Annotated in this window: 17 protein-coding genes; 11 read left to right on the forward strand and 6 right to left on the reverse strand. The window is 73.5% G+C overall.

From position 1 onward, the window contains the following. Positions 1 to 55: 55 nt before the first annotated feature. The 4 genes from ACFVUH_RS09060 to ACFVUH_RS09075 all read left to right on the forward strand — a co-directional run bounded on the left by ACFVUH_RS09060 (position 56) and on the right by ACFVUH_RS09075 (position 4,429). Positions 56 to 1,138: an inositol-3-phosphate synthase gene (locus ACFVUH_RS09060; protein ID WP_355362533.1), complete on the forward strand. Its 1,083-nt coding sequence runs from the start codon at positions 56 to 58 to the stop codon at positions 1,136 to 1,138. A 138-nt stretch (positions 1,139 to 1,276) separates the two neighbouring features. After that, positions 1,277 to 2,620: an MFS transporter gene (locus ACFVUH_RS09065; protein ID WP_387912109.1), complete on the forward strand. Its 1,344-nt coding sequence runs from the start codon at positions 1,277 to 1,279 to the stop codon at positions 2,618 to 2,620. Positions 2,621 to 2,749: 129 nt separating this feature from the next. Then, positions 2,750 to 3,286 (forward strand): hypothetical protein, encoded by a 537-nt coding sequence (locus ACFVUH_RS09070; RefSeq protein ID WP_387912111.1) that lies wholly within the window; start codon positions 2,750 to 2,752, stop codon positions 3,284 to 3,286. A 36-nt stretch (positions 3,287 to 3,322) separates the two neighbouring features. After that, positions 3,323 to 4,429, forward strand: a complete 1,107-nt coding sequence (locus tag ACFVUH_RS09075) for a hypothetical protein (protein WP_387912112.1) — start codon at positions 3,323 to 3,325, stop codon at positions 4,427 to 4,429. An 80-nt stretch (positions 4,430 to 4,509) separates the two neighbouring features. Here ACFVUH_RS09075 and ACFVUH_RS09080 read toward each other — a convergent pair whose 3' ends face one another. Then, complete coding sequence (locus tag ACFVUH_RS09080; protein ID WP_387912339.1) at positions 4,510 to 5,931, reverse strand: CCA tRNA nucleotidyltransferase; 1,422 nt, start codon at positions 5,929 to 5,931, stop codon at positions 4,510 to 4,512. Positions 5,932 to 6,312: 381 nt separating this feature from the next. Between ACFVUH_RS09080 and ACFVUH_RS09085 the strand changes: the two genes are divergently transcribed. The 7 genes from ACFVUH_RS09085 (at position 6,313) to trxA (ending at position 17,048) form a co-directional block, all read left to right on the forward strand. After that, a complete protein-coding gene (locus ACFVUH_RS09085) occupies positions 6,313 to 8,835 on the forward strand; it encodes a DUF6049 family protein (RefSeq protein ID WP_387912113.1) in 2,523 nt (840 codons plus the stop codon). Between the two features lie 57 nt (positions 8,836 to 8,892). After that, positions 8,893 to 11,409 (forward strand): murein biosynthesis integral membrane protein MurJ, encoded by a 2,517-nt coding sequence (gene murJ / locus ACFVUH_RS09090; protein WP_387912115.1) that lies wholly within the window; start codon positions 8,893 to 8,895, stop codon positions 11,407 to 11,409. A 231-nt stretch (positions 11,410 to 11,640) separates the two neighbouring features. Further along, a complete protein-coding gene (locus ACFVUH_RS09095; protein ID WP_387912117.1) occupies positions 11,641 to 13,710 on the forward strand; it encodes a serine/threonine protein kinase in 2,070 nt (689 codons plus the stop codon). Between the two features lie 40 nt (positions 13,711 to 13,750). Beyond that, positions 13,751 to 14,524, forward strand: a complete 774-nt coding sequence (gene sigM, locus ACFVUH_RS09100) for an RNA polymerase sigma factor SigM (protein WP_387912118.1) — start codon at positions 13,751 to 13,753, stop codon at positions 14,522 to 14,524. Then, positions 14,521 to 15,447, forward strand: a complete 927-nt coding sequence (locus ACFVUH_RS09105) for a hypothetical protein (protein ID WP_387912119.1) — start codon at positions 14,521 to 14,523, stop codon at positions 15,445 to 15,447. Before sigM ends, ACFVUH_RS09105 begins: the two co-directional genes overlap by 4 nt. 173 nt (positions 15,448 to 15,620) lie before the next feature. Further along, on the forward strand, positions 15,621 to 16,586 hold the full coding sequence (trxB, locus tag ACFVUH_RS09110) for a thioredoxin-disulfide reductase (protein WP_355362515.1): 966 nt from the start codon (positions 15,621 to 15,623) through the stop codon (positions 16,584 to 16,586). A 135-nt stretch (positions 16,587 to 16,721) separates the two neighbouring features. Continuing rightward, complete coding sequence (trxA, locus tag ACFVUH_RS09115) at positions 16,722 to 17,048, forward strand: thioredoxin (RefSeq protein ID WP_355362513.1); 327 nt, start codon at positions 16,722 to 16,724, stop codon at positions 17,046 to 17,048. Positions 17,049 to 17,154: 106 nt separating this feature from the next. Here trxA and ACFVUH_RS09120 read toward each other — a convergent pair whose 3' ends face one another. The 5 genes from ACFVUH_RS09120 to ACFVUH_RS09140 all read right to left on the reverse strand — a co-directional run bounded on the left by ACFVUH_RS09120 (position 17,155) and on the right by ACFVUH_RS09140 (position 21,771). After that, a complete protein-coding gene (locus tag ACFVUH_RS09120; protein WP_355362511.1) occupies positions 17,155 to 17,772 on the reverse strand; it encodes a GNAT family N-acetyltransferase in 618 nt (205 codons plus the stop codon). Between the two features lie 126 nt (positions 17,773 to 17,898). Then, a complete protein-coding gene (locus ACFVUH_RS09125; protein WP_387912121.1) occupies positions 17,899 to 18,987 on the reverse strand; it encodes a ParB/RepB/Spo0J family partition protein in 1,089 nt (362 codons plus the stop codon). After that, positions 18,984 to 19,958, reverse strand: coding sequence for a ParA family protein (locus ACFVUH_RS09130; RefSeq protein ID WP_350560594.1), 975 nt, complete (start codon positions 19,956 to 19,958; stop codon positions 18,984 to 18,986). The genes ACFVUH_RS09125 and ACFVUH_RS09130 overlap by 4 nt, the downstream gene beginning before the upstream one ends. 258 nt (positions 19,959 to 20,216) lie before the next feature. Further along, a complete protein-coding gene (rsmG, locus tag ACFVUH_RS09135; protein ID WP_387912122.1) occupies positions 20,217 to 21,053 on the reverse strand; it encodes a 16S rRNA (guanine(527)-N(7))-methyltransferase RsmG in 837 nt (278 codons plus the stop codon). 187 nt (positions 21,054 to 21,240) lie between these two features. Next, entirely contained in the window at positions 21,241 to 21,771 is a 531-nt protein-coding gene (locus ACFVUH_RS09140) for a R3H domain-containing nucleic acid-binding protein (protein WP_355362504.1), read from the reverse strand. Positions 21,772 to 21,783 lie beyond the last annotated feature (12 nt).

Raw genomic sequence — 21,783 nt, forward strand, 5'->3', positions numbered from 1 at the left:
GGACGAGTCCCGCCGACCCCCGGCGGCGCTCATGAGATCACAGGGAGCAACCGGAATGGGTTCGGTTCGCGTAGCCATCGTGGGTGTGGGCAACTGCGCCACGTCGCTGGTGCAGGGTGTCGAGTACTACAAGGACGCCGACCCGGCCGGCAAGGTCCCCGGGCTGATGCACGTCCAGTTCGGTGACTACCACGTCCGTGACGTGGAGTTCGTCGCCGCCTTCGACGTCGACGCCAAGAAGGTCGGCCAGGACCTCGCGCACGCCATCACGGCGTCCGAGAACAACACCATCAAGATCTGCGACGTGCCGCCGACCGGCATCACCGTCCAGCGCGGCCACACCCTCGACGGCCTGGGTAAGTACTACCGGGAGACCATCGAGGAGTCGGACGAGGCCCCGGTCGACGTCGTCCAGGCCCTGAAGGACGCCCAGGTCGACGTCCTGGTCTGCTACCTGCCGGTCGGTTCCGAGCAGGCCGCCAAGTTCTACGCCCAGTGCGCCATCGACGCCAAGGTCGCCTTCGTGAACGCCCTCCCGGTGTTCATCGCCGGCACCAAGGAGTGGGCGGACAAGTTCACCGAGGCCGGCGTGCCGATCGTCGGTGACGACATCAAGTCCCAGGTCGGCGCCACCATCACGCACCGCGTGATGGCCAAGCTGTTCGAGGACCGCGGTGTCATCCTCGAGCGCACCATGCAGCTGAACGTCGGCGGCAACATGGACTTCAAGAACATGCTCGAGCGCGAGCGCCTGGAGTCCAAGAAGATCTCCAAGACCCAGGCCGTCACCTCGCAGATCCGCGACCGCGAGCTGGGCGCCAACAACGTCCACATCGGCCCCTCGGACTACGTGGCCTGGCTGGACGACCGCAAGTGGGCCTACGTCCGCCTGGAGGGCCGCGCGTTCGGCGACGTCCCGCTGAACCTGGAGTACAAGCTCGAGGTCTGGGACTCCCCGAACTCCGCCGGTGTCATCATCGACGCCGTGCGCGCCGCGAAGATCGCCAAGGACCGCGGCATCGGCGGCCCGATCCTCTCCGCCTCCTCGTACTTCATGAAGTCCCCGCCGGTCCAGTACTTCGACGACGAGGCCCGCGAGAACGTGGAGAAGTTCATCCGCGGCGAGGTCGAGCGCTGAATCTGAGCCCCTCCGGGCACTGAGCCCGGTCCGCTCGGACACCGAACGGGCCCACGGTCGACAGCCGTGGGCCCGTTCATCTTTTCCCGGCGAATGTTTCACGTGAAACACCGGCCCCTTCCATGGCACTCTGGGCACGTGGCGATCACCGAGAACGGCAGTACCCACCGGGCCGCGCACCGCGCCACGCTCCTCGACCTGCTGCGCGGCCGTGACTTCCGCCGGCTGCTGACGGCCCGGGTGCTGTCCCAGCTCTCCGACGGCGTCTTCCAGGTCTCCCTCGCCGCCTATGTGGTCTTCTCCCCGGAGAAGCAGTCCTCGCCGGCCGACATCGCCTCGGTACTGGCCGTGATGCTGCTGCCGTTCTCCGTGATCGGCCCCTTCGCCGGTGTGCTGCTGGACCGCTGGCGCCGCCGCCAGGTGCTCTACCTGGGCAACCTGGCCCGCTTCGGGCTCGGCCTGGTCACCGGCGGACTGCTCCTGGTCCAGGCCCCGACCTGGCTCTTCTTCGCCTCCGCGCTGCTGGTCACCGCGCTCAACCGGTTCATCCTGGCCGGCCTGTCGGCGGCGCTGCCCCGGGTGGTGCGCGGCGAGCAGCTGGTCACCGCCAACGCCCTCTCCCCCACCCTGGGCACCGTCGCGGCGGCCTGCGGCGGCGGGCTGGGCTTCCTGCTGCACCAGGTGATGCCCCCCGGGCCGAAGGCCGACGCCGCCCTGGTCTGCCTCGCCGCCGTCCTCTACCTGACCGCCGCGCTGGCGGCGCTGCGGATGGACCGCGACCTGCTCGGTCCCGCCCACCACCCGGACCGCCCCGCGCTCGGCCAGGCGCTGGCCCAGGCCGCCCGGGAGCTGCAGGCCGCCGTCACCCACCTGGTGCGCGACCGCCGTCCGGCGGCGCACGCGCTGGCCGCCGTCACCGCGGCACGGTTCTGCTACGGCGTGCTGATCGTGGTGGTGGTGATGCTCGCCCGCTACACCTTCAACGACCCCACCGACAGCGCGGCCGGCCTGGCCACCCTGGGCCAGGCGGTCGGGCTCTCCGCGGCCGGCTTCTTCGTCGCCGCGGTGATCAGCCCCTGGTGCAGCCGGCGGCTCGGGCTGGCCGGCTGGATGACGCTCTGCCTGGCCGCGCCGGTGCTCTTCGTGCCCGTGCTCGGGCTGGGCTTCCGCCTGGTGCCCTGCCTGATCGCGGCGCTGCTGCTCGGCGTGGTCACCCAAGGCACCAAGATCTGTGCCGACACCGTGGTGCAGGAGTCGGTCGAGGACGACTACCGGGGCCGGGTCTTCGCCATCTACGACGTGCTCTTCAACGTCGCCTTCGTGGCCGCCGCCCTGGTGACCGCCCTGGTGCTGCCGCTCTCCGGCCGTTCGGTGCTGGTCGTGCTGGGCGTGGCCCTGGTCTACGCGGTCGCGGCCGTGCTCTACCTGCGCGCCGCCCGTCGCACCGGCCCGCTCCCCGGGGACGTCGGCGCGAGTCGCTAAGGTACGTCAGATCTGTCGGAGCGACAGCAGTCTGTCTCGGGGGACAATCTGATGAGCACACCGCCACATCCGTACGGGCCACCACAACCGTACGGCCCCGCGCCGGTCCCGCAGCCCTACGGCGCACCCGTGCCCCAGCCGTACGGACCGCCCCAGGCGGCTCCCCCGTACCCGGCCCAGCCCCAGTCGTACCCGCCCCAGTCGTACCCGCCCCAGCCGTACCCGGCCCCGCCGTACCCCCAGGCCCCCGCCCCCTACGGCCACCCCTCCCCGCACGGCTACCCGCCGGCCGCCCCGCTCCCGGCCGGCGCACCGGCCGCGAAGGGCCACGGCAAGGCCCGGCTGAAGGCGGCCGGCCTGGTCCTGGGCGTGATCACCCTGATCGTCGGCTACTTCGTCAGCGGTCCGAGCGTCAGCGGCGCCAAGGCCGGCGACTGCGTCCGGGCCGTCGGCTCGCGCGACGTCTCGGTGGTCAAGTGCACCGACAGCAAGGCGAACTACAGGGTGCTGGCCGCGTTCGAGTCCACCACCGACACCACCAAGTGCCGGAGCACCGCCGGCACCACCAGCACCGTCTCGGGCAAGAGCGGCCGTCGGTGGAACAAGAAGCGGTACGTGCTCTGCCTCGGCCCGCTCACCGGCGTCCCGCCGCTCAAGAAGTCCTGACCGCCCGCCACCCGACCTTCCTTCCGGGGGATCCCCTTGTCCGTTCCGCCGCCGCCCCAGATGCCGTACGGCTCGACGCCGCCCGCCGACGGCGCCAACCCGTACGCCACCGGGAACCCGTACGCCGGCGCCCCGGCCCCGCAGCCGCCGCCCGCCCCCGCGCCGGCCGGCTACGGCTACCCCGCCGCCCCGCCGCCGGCCGCGCCGCCCGGGTACGGCGTGCCCCACCAGGCCCCGCCCGGCGGCTACGCCTATCCGCCGCAGGCCGCGGGCTACCCCCCACAGGCCGGGGGCTATCCGGCACCGGCCGGCTACGCCCACCCGGGCGGACCGGTCTGCCGGTTCTGCGGCGGCTTCCCGGCCGTCGACACCACCGTCCGGGGGCACCAGGGCATCATCATCATCATGCGGTTCCTGAAGCAGCCGGGACCGTACTGCCGCACCTGCGGCACCGCGATGGTCCGCGACATGTCGGCCCGCACCCTGGTCCAGGGCTGGTGGGGCTACCTCTCCGGGATCTTCACCGTGGTCACCCTGCTGCGGAACCTCGCCGCCCACAACCGGATCAAGGAGCTGCCGCCGCCCGCGCCCGGCACCCACGGACCGCAGCTCGACCCGGGCGTGCCGCTCACCCGGCGCCCGCACATCTTCATGCTGCTGCTGCCGGTGCTCGGAATCGGCTCGATGATCATCCTGATCGCGACCGGCGCGCTCCTCGGCGCCCGGCACGACGACGACCCGTACCGCCCGCTGGTGCTGCCCACGCCGACCACGGTGACCATCCCGGCGCCGACCTTCTCGCCGACCCACTCGCCGAGCCTCTCGCTGCCGCCGGTACCGGTGCCGACGATCACCCTGCCGACCCCGTCGGTCGGCTCCAAGGTGCCCAGCGACATCGACGTCGCCAAGGCCGGCGACTGCCTGCGCAACGAGAACGGCACCGCGGCCACCCACGACGCCAGCCCGCGGATCACCATGCTGCCGTGCTCCGACACCCGGGCCCAGTACAAGGTGCTCAAGAAGGTCTACGCGACCAGCGACAACGAGAAGGCCTGCGACGACGTCACCGGCACCGAGAGCACCTACACCCGTGAGTCCAGCACCGAGGCACTCAGCTTCGTCCTCTGCCTGAAGAAGCTCTGAGCCCCTCGCAAGCGGCGGGGGCGGCCCCGGGAGGAACCCGGAACCGCCCCCGCCGACCGCTCCGCGGCCCGGGACAGGGCCTACTGCTGGGCGTCCCACCAGGAGCGCAGCGCGGCCACCGCGGCGTCGTGCTCCAGCGGGCCGTGCTCCAGCCGCAGCTCCAGCATGTGCTTGTACGCCTTGCCGACCATCGGGCCGGGCTTGAGGCCGAGCAGCTCCATGATCTGGTTGCCGTCCAGCGCCGGGCGGACGGCGTCCAGCTCCTCCTGCGCCTTGAGCTCGCCGATCCGCACCTCCAGTCCGTCGTAGGTGCGGGAGAGCGCGGCGGCCTTCTTCTTGTTCCGGGTGGTGCAGTCCGAGCGGGTCAGCTTGTGCAGCCGCTCCAGCAGCGGTCCGGCGTCGGTGACGTAGCGGCGCACCGCCGAGTCGGTCCACTCGCCGCCGCCGTAGCCGTGGAAGCGCAGGTGCAGCTCCACCAGGCGCGAGACGTCCTCGGTGAGCTCCTTCGAGTACTTCAGCTCACGCATCCGCTTGCGGGTCATCTTGGCGCCGACCACCTCGTGGTGGTGGAAGGAGACCCGGCCGTCCGACTCGAAGCGGCGGGTGCGCGGCTTGCCGATGTCGTGCAGCAGCGCGGCCAGCCGCAGGGCGAGGTCCGGGCCGTCCTGCTCCAGGTCGACGGCCTGCTCCAGGACGGTCAGCGAGTGCTCGTAGACGTCCTTGTGCCGGTGGTGCTCGTCGCGCTCCAGCTGCAGCGCGGGCAGCTCGGGCAGCACGTGGCCGGCCAGGCCGGTGTCGACCAGCAGCCGCAGGCCCTTGACCGGGTGCTTGGCCAGCAGCAGCTTGTTGAGCTCGGCCTGGACCCGCTCGGCGGAGACGATGGCGATCCGGTCGGCCATCGCGGTCATCGCCGCGACCACGTCGGGGGCCGGGTCGAAGTCCAGCTGGGCGGCGAACCGGGCGGCCCGCATCATCCGCAGCGGGTCGTCGGAGAAGGACTCCTCGGGCGTGGCGGGGGTGCGCAGCACCCGGGCCTCCAGGTCGTCCAGGCCGTGGTGCGGGTCGACGAAGCCGCGGCCGGGCAGGTCGACGGCCATCGCGTTGACCGTGAAGTCGCGGCGGACCAGGTCCTCCCCGATGGTGTCGCCGTAGGTCACCTCGGGCTTGCGGGAGGTGCGGTCGTACGCCTCGGAGCGGTAGGTGGTGATCTCGATCAGGAAGGAGCCCTGCGGGGTGTCCTTGCGCGCGCCGACCGTGCCGAAGGCGATGCCGACGTCCCAGACCGCGTCGGCCCAGCCACGGACGAGCTTGAGCACCTGCTCCGGGCGGGCGTCGGTGGTGAAGTCCAGGTCGTTGCCGAGCCGGCCCAGCAGGGCGTCCCGGACCGAGCCGCCGACCAGCGCGAGCCGGTGACCGGCCGCCTGGAACCGGCGGGCGATCTCGTCGGCGACCGGGGACACCCGCAGCAGTTCCTGCAGGCCCAGGGTCTGGGCCTCGCTCAGGCCGGGGACGACCTGGACGGCGGAACTGGAATGATGGGCGTCGGTCGGGTGGGCGGTGGGCTCATTGGCAGTGGACACGGCTCACAAGGGTACGTGGCCCGGCGGCCCGGCCGCCCGCGCGTTTCCACCCGCTCACTCCCCGGCCCGCAACACCGCCCCCCTCACCACATCGTTACCATGCCGGTGGAACGAGTCCGGGGCACCGACGGCGGGCCGCGGTGCCGTGCGCCGTCATGGCCGCCCGGGCGACGGGCGACCACATGTTCTTCACGGCTGATCCTCACGGCATCCACCACCGCCGGCGGAACATCCGCAGCAGCACGGCACCAGCAGCAGCGATCGAGAACGGCGAGGGCGAACCCGTGAGCGAGGGCGAACCGCGTGAGTGAGCCGGCACGGCACCCGGGACAGCGGGTGCCCGACCGCCCCCGGCGGATCCTGCGACGGGCCGCCCGGCGGCTGGCCGGTGCGTTCGGCGCCGCGCTGGTGCTCGGCACGGCGCTGCCCGGCCTCCCGGCCGCCACGGCGGCCCCGGTCGCCGCGGCCGGCGGATCGGCCCAGGTGTCCGAGTCGACGGTCAGCGCCGAGTACCCGGTGACGATGACCATCGAGTCGGTGAACAAGCCGGTGGCCGTCCCGAACGGCATCGTGACCATCTCCGGGCACGTCACCAACGGCGGGAAGTCCGTCCTCAAGTCCGCGCACGCGACGGTCCGCAAGCCCTGGGCGGGCAAGCCGCTCACTACCCGCAGCGAGCTCGCCGGGGTCGTGAGCCGGACCACCCCGCAGGGATCGGACGGCATCTCACTGGACAGCCCGCAGTACGCGCTGAACGAGCTCGGCCCCGGCCAGAGCCAGCCGTACACGCTGAGCGTGGCCGTCGCCGACCTGCAGCTCACCACCGAGGGCGTGTACGAGCTGGCGGTGGACGTCTGGGGCTCGACCACCGACAACCCGCGTGACCGCCCGCTGGGCATCAGCCGCACCTTCCTGCCCTACAACCCGACCCCGGGCGAGGCGCAGCCGTCCAAGGTCACCACCATCTGGCCGCTGGTGCACGCCCCCGTGCTGGCCGCGCAGACCCTCTCCGACAACGACCAGACCGTCCCGGTCCTGCGGGACGACAGCCTGGCCGCCGAGTTCGCGCCCGGCGGCCGGCTGAACGCGCTGGTCGAGACGGGCTCCACGATGACCGGGCTGACCTGGGTGGTCGACCCGGACCTGCTGGACACCGCGTTCGCGATGACCAGGGACTACCGGGTGCAGAAGCCTGGTACCGAGGGCAACGCGGCCAAGGACGACAACACCGTCCGCGGCACCGGCACCGCCGCCGCCACGGCCTGGCTGGAGAAGCTGCGGGCCGCCGTCGCCAAGCCCGGCAGCCAGGTGGTGGCGCTGCCCTACGCCGATCCGGACCTCGCCTCGATCGCGCACAACGCCGCCGAGCTGGAGGGCATCGACGCCGCGCTCGGCAAGGCCGCCACCGCCGGTCGGCTGACCGTCGAGGGCCGGCTCTCGGTGGACACCCGGGCCGACGTCGCCTGGCCCTACCGGGGCTACCTGGACCAGCGGATCGCCTCGGTCGCCCAGCGCGCCGGCGCCGGCCTGGTGCTGGTGAACGGTGCGAGCATGCCCGAGTCGGACGCGCTGAAGTACACCCCCTCGGCCACCCGGCCGATCGGCAACGGGCAGACCGCGGTGGTCGCCGACCAGTTGGTCTCCTCGCTGTTCGAGGAGGACCTGGCGACCCCGCAGAACCAGACCCTGGCGACGCAGCGGTTCCTCGCCGAGACCTTCGTGATCTCCCGGCAGGAGCCGCAGAACCCGCGCGGCCTGCTCGTCATGCCGCCGCGCGAGCTCACCGCCGGCACCGCCAAGGTGCTGGCCAACGCCCTCCAGGCGGCCCAGGACGGCAAGTGGCTGGAGCCGACGAAGCTGGACGCGCTCGCCCAGGCGACGCCCGACTCCAAGGCCAACACCAACGTCCCGACGCCCGCCGACTACCCGGCCCGGGTCCGCGACTCCGAGCTGTCCGCCGCCGACCTGACCACCACCACCGGGATCCAGTCGGACCTGGACACGCTGATGCGGGTGCTGACCCTGCCGCAGCGGGTGCGCGGGCCGTTCAGCGCGGCCATGGTCCGCTCGCTGTCGACCGAGTGGCGCGCCGACGCCCCGGCCGGCACCGTCTACCGCGCCGGCGTGAAGCACTACCTCAAGGAACTCACCGAAGCGGTGAAGGTGCCGCCGAAGCGGGTCATCACCTTCGCCGGGGACACCGGTGTGCTCCAGGTCAGCGTCCGCAACGACCTCACCCAGACGGTCACCAACCTCAAGCTGGTGCTGACCCCGGGCCAGCCCAACCGGCTCCGGGTCGAGATGCCGGCGGAGGAACTGGTGCTGCCCGCCTCGCAGAGCGTCACCCTGCGGTTCCCGGCCGAGGCGAAGAACAACGGGCCGGTGAGCATGACCGCCCAGCTGTACACCACCGGGCCCGACCCGAAGCCGTACGGCGAGCCGGTGGTCTTCCGGGTCGACGTCACCTCGGTCACCAACGGCGTGCTGTACGTCTTCGGCGGCGGCGCGGTGCTGCTCCTGCTCGCGGCCGTGCGGTTCCTGCGCCAGCGCAAGCGCCGGGTGGCGCACGACGACGAGGGCGACGCGCCGCTCGCCCCGGCGGACGGACCGGACGGCGGATCGGGCGAAGGACCGGCCGAAGCACCGGGCGACGGCCCCGGGAACGGACCGGACGAGGACCCGGCGGACGGGCCGGAGGGCGGACCGGAGCGCGACGACGGCACCGGCGCCGCCACGGGCCGGGCCGGCCCGGCCGCCCGGACACCGCACCACGGCAGCGCGGATGGCCGGGATCGGGCCACCAGTGATGAGAAGGTTGGTCCTTGACACCGCCGATACCGCCCGACCCCGGGGCGGCCTCCCCCACGACAGCGAAGAGGTGACATGACCGGGCGCAGCGAGGAGCGGCCTCCGGGCCGCGGAGAGGTCCGTCCGGGCGCCGAGTCGCCGTCCGGCGACTGGTACGTGGCCGACACCTACGCCCAGGACCCGTACGCGGCCGACGCGTACCAGGGCGGTCCTGGCGAGCAGGACCCGTACGGCCTGCGGGCCGCCCGGCCCGCGGCGCCGCAGCAGCCGGCGGCGGCGTACGACGTGCCGCCGCAGCTGCCGCCGCACGGCGGTGACTACCCGGCGCCGGTGCCGCCGACGCCGTTCTCCCCGCCGGTGCCGCCGGTGCAGCCCGGCTGGGACACCCCGGCGCCGGTCGGCCGGCACGACGGGCGTCCGCAGGACGCCGCCCCGGCGGCTCCGGCTGCTCCCCCGGATCCGGGTGCTCCGGCCGCCGGCTGGGGCGGTCAGCCGCAGTGGCAGCCCGGACCGGCGCACTCCGCCTGGGACTCCGAGTCGACCGAGTACGTCGGCGTGGACGCGCTGTTCGGCGGGAACCAGGTGACCGCCGAGGTGCCCCGCCCGCCGGCCCAGCAGTCCCCCGCCCAGCAGCCGGCGGCCCCCCGGCCGCCCGCCGCGCCGGTCCCGCCCGCCCCGCCCGCGCCGTTCCCCCCGACCGGCGCGTACCCGGGGCAGCACGGACCGCAGGCCCCGTACGGGCCCGGCCCCGGCGGCCACGGTCCGGACGGGCACCGCCCCTTCGTCCCGCCGATCGAGTTCGACCCGCCGCTCGCCGAAGACGAGGCCACCATGCAGGTGGCCGCGGTGCAGCTGCCGCCCGCGGTGGAGCCGCTCGCCGACCTCGCGGCCGAGCAGCAGTCCGCGCCCGCAGCCCCCCTGGCCGACGCCGGGCAGACCTCCGGCGGCGGCAAGGTCGCCTCGCTGCTGAACTCCAGTGCGATCATGGCGGCCGGCACCCTGGTCTCCCGGGGCACCGGCTTCCTGCGCACCATGGTGATCGCCGGCGCGATCGGCATCGCCGTGATGGGTGACTCCTACAACGCGGCCAACACCCTGCCGACCCTGCTCTACATCCTGATCGGCGGCGGCGCGCTGAACGCCGTCTTCGTGCCGCAGCTGGTCCGCAGCATGAAGAACGACGCGGACGGCGGCACCGCCTACGCCAACCGGCTGCTCACCCTGGTGATGGTCGGCCTGGCCGGCGTGGTCTTCCTGGCCGTGCTCGGGGCACCGGTGCTCGTCCAGCTGATCGCCCACTCGATGATGGAGGACCCGGCCCGCGCGGACACCACCGTGGCCCTGGCCCGGTACTGCCTGCCGACCATCTTCTTCATGGGCATCCATGTGGTGATGGGCCAGATCCTCAACGCCCGCGGCCGGTTCGGCGCGATGATGTGGACGCCGGTCCTCAACAACATCGTGGTGATCTTCACCTTCAGTGCCTACATCTGGGTCTACGGCGGCTTCGACGGCACCCACGTCACCCCGGAGACCATCACCCCCGAGGGGGTCCGGCTGCTCGGCATCGGCACCCTGGTGGGCCTCGCGGTGCAGTCGCTGGCGATGATCCCCTACCTGCGGGCGGCCGGCTTCTCCTTCCGGCCGCGCTTCGACTGGCGCGGCCACGGCCTGGGCAAGGCGGCCCGGCTGGCCAAGTGGACGTTCTTCTTCGTGCTCGCCAACCAGGCCGGCTTCCTGGTCATCACCCAGTTGGCCACCGCCGCCGGCAGTGACGCCGAGGCGGGCGGCCACGGCGGCGTCGGCCTCGCGGCCTTCTCCAACGCCCTGCTGATCTGGCAGCTCCCGCAAGCCGTCATCACCGTCTCGATCATGAGCGCGGTGCTGCCCCGGCTGTCCCGCGCGGCCGCCGACGAGGACGCCGGCGCCGTGCGCGACGACCTCTCCTACGGGCTGCGCACCACGGCCGTCGCGGTCGTCCCGGCGGCGTTCCTCTTCCTCTCGCTCGGCCCGGCCATCGGCCAGGCCATCTACGCGGTGGGCGGCGGCGACACCGCCCTGGACAACGCCCGCAACGTGGGCCTGATGCTCTCCGCCTTCGCCCTGGGCCTGATCCCCTACTCGGCGCAGTACGTGATGCTCCGCGGCTTCTACGCCTACGAGGACACCCGCACGCCGTTCTCCAACACCGTCTGGGTGGCGGCCTGCCAGGCCGGCTTCTCGCTGCTCTGCTGGGTGCTGCTGCCCGCCGAGTGGACGGTCACCGGAATGGCGCTCGGCTACGGCCTCGCCTACGCCGTCGGGGTGACGGTCGCGGTGCCCAAGCTGAAGAAGAAGATCGGCGGCCTGGACACCAAGCGGATCGGCAAGACCTACTCCCGGCTCGCCACGGCCTCCGTCCCGGCGGCCCTGGTGGGCCTGGGCGCCGGCCTCGCGATCACCCGGGTGGTCGGTGGCTGGGCCGGGGCCGTGCTGACCGTCGTGCTGGCCGGCGGCCTCCAGCTCGCCGTCTTCGTACTCATCGCCAAGCGGCTGCGGATCGAGGAGCTGAACGCCATGCTGGGTATGGTGCGCGGCCGACTGGGCCGCTGACCCGGCATCGGGCCGCCGCGCTCCCCGGACCGTTCCCGGGCCGGGGCCGGCGGCCCGATGCCGATCTGCATCACATCTCTCCACCAACAGGCAACCGCGCAGACCTTTCGGCGGTCGTACCCGGTGGAGAACAGTGGGCACAATTGTCCTGGAGCACCGGGGCCACCGGCCGAAGCGCTCCGCACGACTCTCTCTCAGGCCCGGGGCGACACAAGGGGAGGCTGGACCACGGTGGCTGATGGCACCAAGGCGGTCGTCGACACGTCAGCAGCTGACGGCGCGGCGGACGAGGCCGCGCTGGCCGCGGCGATCGACGAACTCGCCGACGGCACGGCCCGGGCCACCGCGGCCGGCTCCTCGACCGACGAGCGCTCCGCCAAGGGCGCCGGGAAGGCCTCCACGGGCGCCGGGAAGGCAGCGTCCACCGGGAAGGCACCGGCCTCCGGGAAGGGCGTGTCCGAGGACGAACCCGCCGGCGAGGACGACACGGGCGCCGACACCGGTACCGCCACCGACGAGGAGCCCGACGAGGACGGCGGACCGTCCTCCGACGCCCCGGCCGTCGCCGAGGAGACCTCGGAGATCACCGCCCCGCTCTCGGCCACCGAGATCGCCGCCGAACTGGCCGCCGGCGACGCCGCCCGCCGGGCCGCCGCCGCGTCCGCCGACCGCCCCGCCGCCAAGCGCCCGCCCCGGGACCCGCAGCCCACCCACGACCCCCGGGACACCGCCACCCTCCCGCAGACCCTGCCCGCCCCGCTGCGGCACAGCGGCGACCTCATCGGCCACCGCTACCGGCTGGAGGAGTGCATCTCCTCCACCGAGACCTTCAGCAGCTGGCGCGCGGTCGACGAGAAGCTGCGCCGCGCCGTCGGCGTCCACCTGATGGCCGCCGGCCACCAGCGCGCCCGCAAGGTGCTGGCCGCCGCCAAGTCCGCCGCCCTGCTCGGCGACCCGCGCTTCGTCCAGGTCCTGGACGCCGTCCAGGAGGGCGAGCTGGTCTACGTCGTGCGCGAGTGGCTGCCGCACGCCTCCGACCTCGCCAAGCTGCTCGCCGACGGCCCGATGGAGCCGCACGAGGCCTACCAGATGGTCCGCCAGGTCACCGACGCGGTGGCCGCCGCCCACCGGCGCGGCCAGGCCCACCTGCGGCTCACCCCGCGCTGCGTGCTGCGCACCGACAGCGGCCAGTACCGGATCAACGGCATCGCGGTGGACGCCGCCCTGCGCGGCCTGCCCGCCGAGGACGCCGAGGACGCCGAGCGCTCCGACACCCGGGCCATCGGCGCCCTGCTGTTCGCCGCGCTCACCCACCGCTGGCCCTACCCCGAGGACCGCCACGACCTCCAGGGCCTGCCCAGGAACATCGGCGAGGTCGCGCCCGACCAGGTCCGGGCCGGGGTCCACAAGGGCCTGTCCGAGCTGTCCGCCCGGGCCCTGTTCGACCACCCGCCGCACCACGCCGAGCCGATCACCACCCCCGAGGCCCTCGCCCGGGCGATCGCGCTGATGCCGCGCATCCGCCAGCCCGAGCCCGAGCTGCCGGTCTTCACCAACCCGCCGCGGCACAACACCCACGCCCTGCCGACCGCGCCCAACCCGACCCGGGTGGTCGCCGCCCCCGGCACCGCGCCCGCCCCGGTGGCGGCCCCGGTGCGGCGCGCCGGACGGCGGCTGCGCCGGGTGGTCAAGGTGACCGCCTGGACGGTCGCCCTCGGTGCCATCGGCGTGGCCTCCTGGCAGCTGGTGGACAGCCTGCGCCCGGGGAGCACCGCCGCCGCGGTCCCCCAGCCCAGCAGCACCACGACCACCCCCAGCGCCCACGCGGCGACCCACGACCCGGTGCCGATCGCGGTCAAGGAGGCGATCTCCTTCAACCCGCTGGGCGACGGCCCGGAAGGCTCCTCCAGCCTGCCCAAGGCGATCGACGGGGACCCCAGCACCGAGTGGATCACCAACTGGTACAACGACCCCTTCCCGAGGACGAAGGAAGGCACCGGGCTGCTGCTCGACCTCGGCTCGGCGCAGCCGGTCTCCAAGGTGGCCCTCAAGTTCGGCACCCCCACCACGGCCGAGCTCCGGATCCCGGGCAAGGGCGTCGCCAACCCGCCGACGGCCCGGCCGGGCGACTTCACGGTCCTCGGCAAGCAGGCCGGCACCACCGTCGAGTACGAGCTGGACGAGCCGGTCACCACCCGCTACGTCCTGATCTGGCTGACCAGCCTGTCCCAGAACCCGTCCGGCACCAAGGACGCGGGCAAGTACCAGGCCCACGTCCTGGACGCGAAGGTCTTCGGCTGACCTGCGGACCGGAACGGCGGCGCGGCACGAACGGCGAGGGGTGGACGTGGCGGAGGACGGACCGGAGCGCGACGACGACGCGACGCTCCTCTCCCGGCACGTCGCGGGCGACCGGGAGGCCTTCGGCCTCCTGGTGAACCGCCACCGCGACCGGCTCTGGGCCATCGCGCTGCGCACCCTCGGCGACCGCGAGGAGGCCGCCGACGCCCTGCAGGACGCCCTGGTCTCGGCCTTCCGCTCCGCCCACACCTTCCAGGGCCGCTCGGCCGTCACCACCTGGCTGCACCGGATCGTGGTCAACGCCTGCCTCGACCGCGCCCGGCGCACCGCCACCCGCCGGACCAAGCCGCTCGACGACGACCCACGGCGGCTGGACGCCCTGATCGGCTCCGCCGAGCCGGCCGACTCCCCGGTGGTCCGCGCCGAGGTGCACCGCGAGGTGTCCGCCGCGCTCGCCGAGCTGCCCGCCGAGCAGCGGGCCGCGCTCGTCCTGGTCGACATGCAGGGCTACCCCGTCGCCGAGGCCGCCGCACTGCTGGGAGTACCGGTCGGCACGGTGAAGAGCCGCTGCGCCCGGGGCCGCGCCCGGCTGCTGCCACTCGTCCGGCACCTGCGCGAGGAGCACCCCGAGGAGCGCTTCGAGGACCGCGCCGAGTCGGGCGCCGCGGCCCGGGCCGCCGGTGTTTCACGTGAAACGACGTCCGCCCCCGGCGCCGGCCGCCCACCCGGGAACCCACCCGGGCCCCGTACCGTCACAGGGAAGGTCCCGGATCCAGCCCGGCCGATTCTGGAAGGAGACGCGAGCACGCGATGACGGCGCCACCCTCCTCCCCCGACCCCGCCGCGGACGCGCACCCCTCCGTCGACGAGCTGGCCGACCTCGCCGAGGACCTGCTCCCGCCCGCCGACACCGACGCGCTGCGCGGGCACCTGACCGGCTGCGCCGACTGCCGGGAGACCGTCGACGCGCTCGCCGAGGTGCGGCTGCTGCTCGCCGAGGACGAACCCCCGGCCATGCCGGCCGACGTCGTCTCCCGGATCGACGCCGCCCTCGTGGCCGCGGCGGCCCAGGACGCCGCTGTGCCCTCCCCGTCCTCCTCCGGGCCGCCCGCGCCGCCGGCCCCGCCGACCGCCCCGCCGGCGCGGCCCGCCGCCGCCACCGGGCCGGGCCGGACCGCCCGCCCCCGGCGCCGCCGGACCCTGCTGCTCGGCTCGGCCGCCGCACTGCTCGTCCTCGGCCTCGGCGGCGCCTTCCTGTCGCTCTCCACCCCCTCCCCGAAGCAGGACTCCACCGTCGCCGCCAACGCCGCCGCCCCGAGCGGCTCGGCCGCCGCCAAGGCCGACCCGGCCCCCGACGGCACCGTCTACCGGGAGGAGCAGCTCACCGCACAGGTCCGGGAGCTGCTCGCCGAGACCGCCGCCGGCCGGCCCGTCCTGCCCACCAAGCCCTCCACCGGCGCCGGCGCCGATACCGGTTCCGCCCCCGCCGACGGCTCCGACGTGAGCGCCGCACCGCCCGCCGAGGGCGGCCAGGGCCTGTCCGGCGGCGGTCGCTCCGCCCCGGCCTGCCCACCGCCCAGCACCGCCGCCCTGCTGGCCACCGGCCGCGGCAGCTACGCCGGCACCCCCGCCGAGCTCCTCGTCTACGCCCTGCCCGGCCGCTCCGACCAGCTCGACGTCTACCTCCGCTCCGCCGACTGCGGGCTCCTGCTGCACCGCACCGTCCCGGCCGGCTGACCGATGGTTCCCGTGCGATCCATGCCGTCGGCCGCACGACACTCCCAGAGTGCGGGCACCTGGTACTGATCCTCCTGGGAATGCGAGACACTGGTCAGTCGTTGTCCCGGGCGGCGGAGCAGGACCGCCCTCCCCGCAGCAAACGCGGGTGGCGATGCGAACCAGGAGATGCAGTGAGCGACGTCCGTAACGTGATCATCATCGGTTCCGGCCCGGCCGGCTACACGGCTGCGCTCTACACGGCCCGTGCCTCCCTCAATCCGCTGGTCTTCGAGGGCGCCGTCACCGCCGGTGGTGCGCTGATGAACACCACCGAGGTCGAGAACTTCCCGGGCTTCCGGGACGGCATCATGGGCCCGGAGCTGATGGACAACATGCGGGCGCAGGCCGAGCGCTTCGGTGCCGAGCTGATCCCCGACGACATCGTCGCCGTGGACCTCACCGGTGACGTCAAGACCGTCACCGACTCCGAGGGCAACGTCCACAAGGCCCGCGCCGTGATCGTCACCACCGGCTCCCAGCACCGCAAGCTGGGCCTGCCCAACGAGGACACGCTCTCCGGCCGCGGCGTCTCCTGGTGCGCCACCTGCGACGGCTTCTTCTTCCGCGACCAGGACATCGCGGTGGTCGGCGGCGGCGACACCGCCCTGGAGGAGGCGACCTTCCTCTCCCGCTTCGCCCGCAGCGTCAAGGTCATCCACCGCCGGGACACCCTGCGCGCCTCCAAGGCGATGCAGGAGCGCGCCTTCGCCGACGAGAAGATCAGCTTCGAGTGGGACAGCGCGGTCGAGGCCATCCACGGCGACCCCAAGCTGTCCGGTGTCACCCTGCGCGACACCACCACCGGCGAGACCCGCGAGCTCCCGGTCACCGGCCTGTTCATCGCCATCGGCCACGACCCGCGCACCGAGCTCTTCAAGGGCCAGCTGGACCTCGACGCCGAGGGCTACCTCAAGGTCGAGTCCCCCTCCACCCGTACCAACATCCCGGGTGTCTTCGCCGCCGGCGACGTCGTCGACCACACCTACCGCCAGGCCATCACCGCCTCCGGCACCGGCTGCTCCGCCGCCCTGGACGCCGAGCGCTACCTGGCCTCGCTGGCCGACCTGGAGGCCCAGGCCGCCACCGTCGCGGTCTGACCCCACCGACCCCACCGTCCGGGTGGGTGTGTTCCACGTGAAACACGCCCACCCCGCCGGGCCGAAACAGAACCGCCCCGCGCGGTGTTGTAGACCTGGCAGAGCCCCCCTCCCGTTTGACCCTTAGGAGTGACCGTGGCCGGCGCCACCACCACCGTGACCGACGCGACGTTCGATGCCGACGTCCTCAAGAGCGACAAGCCCGTCCTCGTCGACTTCTGGGCCGAATGGTGCGGCCCGTGCCGCCAGGTGGCCCCGGTCCTGGAGGAGATCGCGGCCGACGAGCAGGACAAGCTGACGATCGCCAAGCTGGACGTCGACGCCAACCAGCAGACCGCCGCGGCGTACAACGTCATCTCCATCCCGACCCTGATCCTCTTCAAGAACGGCGAGCCGGTGAAGCAGATCACCGGTGCCCGTCCGAAGGCCGCGCTGCTGCGCGAGCTGGACGGCCTGATCTGAGGCCGCTCCCCCAGGACGCCGCGAGGGCGGGACTCCCCACCGGGAGTCCCGCCCTCGTCCGTTTGCCGGCCCTCGTCCGTTGCCGCCCTCGCCCGGAGAACGGTGCTCAGAACGGCCGCAGCGCCGGTTCCTTCCGCCCGCCGCCCAGCAGCCGCTCCAGCGCCCCCTCGACGTCCCCCCGCCAGGAGAGCGTGGTCCGCGCCTCCAGCCGAAGCCGTGGGTAGCGGTGGTGCGGGCGGACCGTCTTGAAACCCACCGCCAGCAGGTGCTCGGCCGGCAGCACACAGCTGACCGGCTGCCGCCCCACCGCGCCGAAGGCCTCGATCGCCCGGAACCCCCGGCCCAGCAGGTCCTTGGCCACCGTCTGCACCAGCACCCGCCCGATCCCCTGCCGCTGGAAGCCCGGCAGCACCCGGCTGACCATCAGCTGAACGGCGTCCGAGGAGACCGGGCTGGTCGGGAAGGACTGCGCCCGCGGCACGTACGCCGGCGGGGCGTAGAGCACGAAGCCGGCCGGCTGGTCGTCCACGTAGACCACCCGGCCACAGGAGCCCCACTCCAGCAGGACGGCGGAGATCCACCCCTCCTTCTCCAGCTCGGGCTTGCCGGACTCGACCGCCGCCCGGCCACTGACCGGGTCCAGCTCCCAGAACACACAGGAGCGGCAGGTCGACGGCAGATCCGCGAGGTTGTCCAGCGTCAGCGGAACGATCCGGCGTCCCATGCCCCGCACCTCCTCGTCCACTCCACAGTCGAGCATTCCCCCGAACGGCGACGGGTGCATGTTCCACGTGAAACAGCGCTCACGCGGAACATGCACCCATCATCGCCACCGCGATGCCGACCCGGCTCAGCCCTGCGACAACCGCAGCCCGTCGTCGCCGGGCGCCATGCTGTCCAGGATCCGGTTGAGGTCCTCCACGGAGCCGAACTCCAGGACGACCTTGCCCTTGCCGAGCTTGCCGCCCCGCTGCGAGACCTCGACCTTCACCCGGGTGTCGAAGCGGTCGGAGAGCCGGCTCGCCAGGTCGTTGAAGGCCGGCGAGAGGATCCTGCCCGCCTTGGGTGCGGCCGAGCGCCTGGGCGTCGGCTCCTCACTCTTCATCAGCAGGACCAGTTCCTCGGTCATCCGGACGGTGAGCCCCTCCGCAATCACCCGGGTGGCGAGTTCCTCCTGCTGCTCGGGGACCGCGAGCCCGACGATCGCCCGGGCGTGCCCGGCCGTGATCGTCCCGGCGACCAGCCGGCGCTGCACCTTCGGCGAGAGCTTCAGCATCCGCAGGGTGTTGGACACGTGCGAACGCGAGCGGCCGATCCGGTCGGCCAGCTCCTCATGGGTGCAGGAGAAGTCCCGCAGCAGCTGATCGTAGGCGGCCGCCTCCTCCAGCGCGTTCAGCTCGGCCCGGTGCAGGTTCTCCAGCAGGGCGTCCAGCAGCAGCTTGTCGTCCTCAGTGGCCCGGACGATCGCCGGGATCAGCTCCAGCCCGGCCTCCCGGGAGGCCCGCCAGCGCCGCTCGCCCATGATGAGCTCGAAGCGCCCGGGCGCCACCTGGCGCACCACCACCGGCTGGAGCAGACCCACCTCCTTGATCGAGGTGACCAGCTCGCTCAGCTTGTCCTCGTCGAACACCTCGCGCGGCTGGCGCGGGTTCGGGGTGATCGCGTCCAGCGGCAGCTCGGCGAAGTAGGCGTCGGCCGGCGCCGCCGGTTCCGCCCCGGCGGCCTGCTCCCGCAGGCTCTCCGCGGCCGCCTTGGCCGCCAGCGTTCCCCGGCCGGACGGCAGCACCGGCACCGCGGCCGGCGAGACCGCCCCGGGCGAGGCCGCCGGGGCCGCCGCCGGCTGCGCCGCGGTGCCGGTCCCGGCTCCACCGCCCGCCGGGGCGGCGGGGCCGATCAGCGCCCCCAGCCCTCGTCCCAGACCCCTGCGACCACCACTCACCGATTGCCCTCCGTCGTACCGTGCTGTGCCCCCGGGGCACCCTGCCCCGAACCGTCCCGCTGCTGCCCCACCAACGAGCCGCCGGCCCCTGCGGACACCGCCCGCAGCGCCAGCTCCCGGGCGGCCTCCAGGTAGGAGAGCGCGCCGGTGGAGCCCGGGTCGTAGGTGAGCACCGTCTGACCGTAGCTGGGCGCCTCCGAGATGCGGACCGAGCGCGGGATCGCGGTGTGCAGGACCTCCTGCTGGAAGTGCGTCCGGACCTCCTCCGCCACCTGGGCGGCCAGCCTGGTCCTGGCGTCGTACATGGTGAGCAGGATGGTGGAGACGTGCAGCGCCTGGTTGAGGTGTGCCCGGACCAGCTCCACATTGCGCAGCAGCTGGCCGAGACCCTCCAGCGCGTAGTACTCGCACTGGATCGGGATCAGCACCTCCTGGCCGGCGACCAGGGCGTTGACCGTCAACAGGCCCAGCGAGGGCGGACAGTCGATCAGGATGTAGTCCAGCGGCTGCTCGTAGGCGGCGATGGCGCGCTGCAGCCGGCTCTCCCGGGCGACCAGCGACACCAGCTCGATCTCGGCGCCGGCCAGGTCGATGGTGGCGGGGACGCAGAACAGTCCCTCGACCTCGACCACCGGCTGCACCACGTCGGCCAGCGGCTTGCCCTCCACCAGGACGTCGTAGATCGAGGGCACCTCGGCGTGGTGGTCGATGCCGAGCGCGGTCGAGGCGTTGCCCTGCGGGTCGAGGTCGATCACCAGGACGCGCAGGCCGTGCATGGCCAGCGAGGCGGCGAGGTTGACGGTGGTGGTGGTCTTGCCCACCCCGCCCTTCTGGTTGGCCACCACCATCACCCGGGTGGCCGCGGGGCGGGGCAGTCCCTCGCCCGCTCGGCCGATGGCCTGGACCGCAGCCTGGGCAGCACGCGCGATGGGCGTGTCATCGATCTGGTCGATGGTCTCCGAGTCCTGCATGGGGCTCAGTGTTTCACGTGAAACCGGAGCGGCAACAGTCGCCGCCCGGCTGCGCGCGAGGATTCCCGAGAGGAGAGAGCGACGTTTCACGTGAAACACCATGCCCGCAATGTCGGAATTCTGACGATGCGACACTCCGGTGGTCCGATGTCGTCCTGCCGTCTGCCCGCCCGTCACCCGGATGCCGTCGATCCCCGGGAACGCCACGGGCGGGGAGGTCGGAGGACCTCCCCGCCCGTGTCAGGCCTCACGTCCGGCTCAGCGGCCGCGCCGCCGGGGCATCCGGCCGCGGTCCGCGCCGCGCACCGGGCTGCCGGAGCGGCCGGCCCTGGCCGCCTTGGCCCGGCGGGTCGCCGCCTTCACGCCGCCCGGGCTCTCCCCCACCTTGACCTGGACCACCCGGGTCGAGGTCTCCAGGGTGCCCTCGCCGACCGCGATCACCGCCCACTCGACCGCACCGAGCTTCGCCAGGCCGGCCCGGGAGTCGGCCAGCTCCTGCTCGGCGCTGTCGCCCTTGAGCGCCAGCATCTGGCCGTACGGCCGCAGCAGCGGAAGCCCCCAGCCGGCCAGCCGCTCCATCGGCGCCACCGCGCGCGCGGTCACCACGTCCACCGCCAGCTTGCCGACCATCTCCTCGGCCCGGCCGCGCAGCACGGTGACGTTCTCCAGCCCCAGCTCGCGGACCACCTCCTCCAGGAAGGTGGTGCGCCGCAGCAGCGGCTCCAGCAGGGTCACCGAGACGTCCGGCCGCGCCAGCGCCACCGGGATGCCGGGCAGACCGGCGCCGGAGCCGACGTCGCAGAGCGTGGTTCCGGCCGGCAGCAGCTCGGCGAGGACGGCGCAGTTCAGCACATGGCGGTCCCAGAGCCGGGGCACCTCGCGCGGCCCGATCAGCCCCCGGGTCACCCCCGTGGTGGCCAGCAGCTCGGTGTAACGGACCGCGGCGTCGTACCGCTCACCGAAGACCTCCCGTGCGACGGCCGGCGGCGCGGGCGGCGGCTCGACCGCCGGACGCCCGCCGACGGCCGCGCCCTCGGCACCCGGACCGCCGTCGCCCGTCCCCGGCCCGCCGGCAGGCGCGCTCTCCGTATCCATCTCGCACTCTCCGCTCCCCGGATCCACCGACCCGCTCCTGCACCGTTTCACGTGAAACATCTCTCGCCGGGCCACGGCCCGCGAGGGGACGACGCGAAGGGACGACGACCCCGCCCGCGCGTGGCGGACGGGGTCGGGTCCTCGTGTCGCATGCCGGCCGCCGAAGCCGCCGACGGTCACCCTGCCGTCAGGCCGGCAGCACGACCACGCACCGCTGGGGCTCCTCGCCCTCCGACTCGCTGCGCAGACCGGCCGCGGCCACCGCGTCGTGGACGACCTTGCGCTCGAACGGGGTCATCGGACGCAGCTTGACCTGCTCCCCCGAGCTCTTCACCTGGTCGGCCGTCTGCGACCCGAGGGTCGCCAGCTCCGAGCGCTTGCGGGCCCGGAAGCCGGCGATGTCCAGCATGAGGCGGCTGCGCTCGCCGGTCTCCCGGTGGACGGCCAACCGGGTCAGCTCCTGCAGCGCCTCCAGCACCTCGCCGTCCTGGCCGACCAGCCGCTGCAGGGACTGGTCGTTGCCGTCGCTGACGATGGAGACCAGGGCGCGGTCGCCCTCGACGTCCATGTCGATGTCACCGTCGAGATCGGCGATGTCGAGCAGACCCTCCAGGTAGTCCGCCGCGATGTCGCCCTCCTGCTCCAGGCGGGTGATGAGGCTCTCGTCGGCGCTGGCGGCGGCCTCGGCCTCGACGGCGGAGGTGATGCCTTCCGTCACTGATGGACTCCT

Source organism: Kitasatospora sp. NPDC058032, assembly GCF_042885845.1.
GTDB lineage: Bacteria > Actinomycetota > Actinomycetes > Streptomycetales > Streptomycetaceae > Kitasatospora.

Bases quoted from the DNA above. Each gene is read 5' to 3' on its own strand.
- ACFVUH_RS09130 (WP_350560594.1), bottom strand. From the start codon at position 19,958: ATGCAGGACTCGGAGACCATCGACCAGATCGATGACACGCCCATCGCG.
- ACFVUH_RS09060 (WP_355362533.1), top strand. From the start codon at position 56: ATGGGTTCGGTTCGCGTAGCCATCGTGGGTGTGGGCAACTGCGCCACG.
- murJ (WP_387912115.1), top strand. From the start codon at position 8,893: ATGACCGGGCGCAGCGAGGAGCGGCCTCCGGGCCGCGGAGAGGTCCGT.
- rsmG (WP_387912122.1), bottom strand. From the start codon at position 21,053: ATGGATACGGAGAGCGCGCCTGCCGGCGGGCCGGGGACGGGCGACGGC.
- ACFVUH_RS09105 (WP_387912119.1), top strand. From the start codon at position 14,521: ATGACGGCGCCACCCTCCTCCCCCGACCCCGCCGCGGACGCGCACCCC.
- ACFVUH_RS09120 (WP_355362511.1), bottom strand. From the start codon at position 17,772: ATGGGACGCCGGATCGTTCCGCTGACGCTGGACAACCTCGCGGATCTG.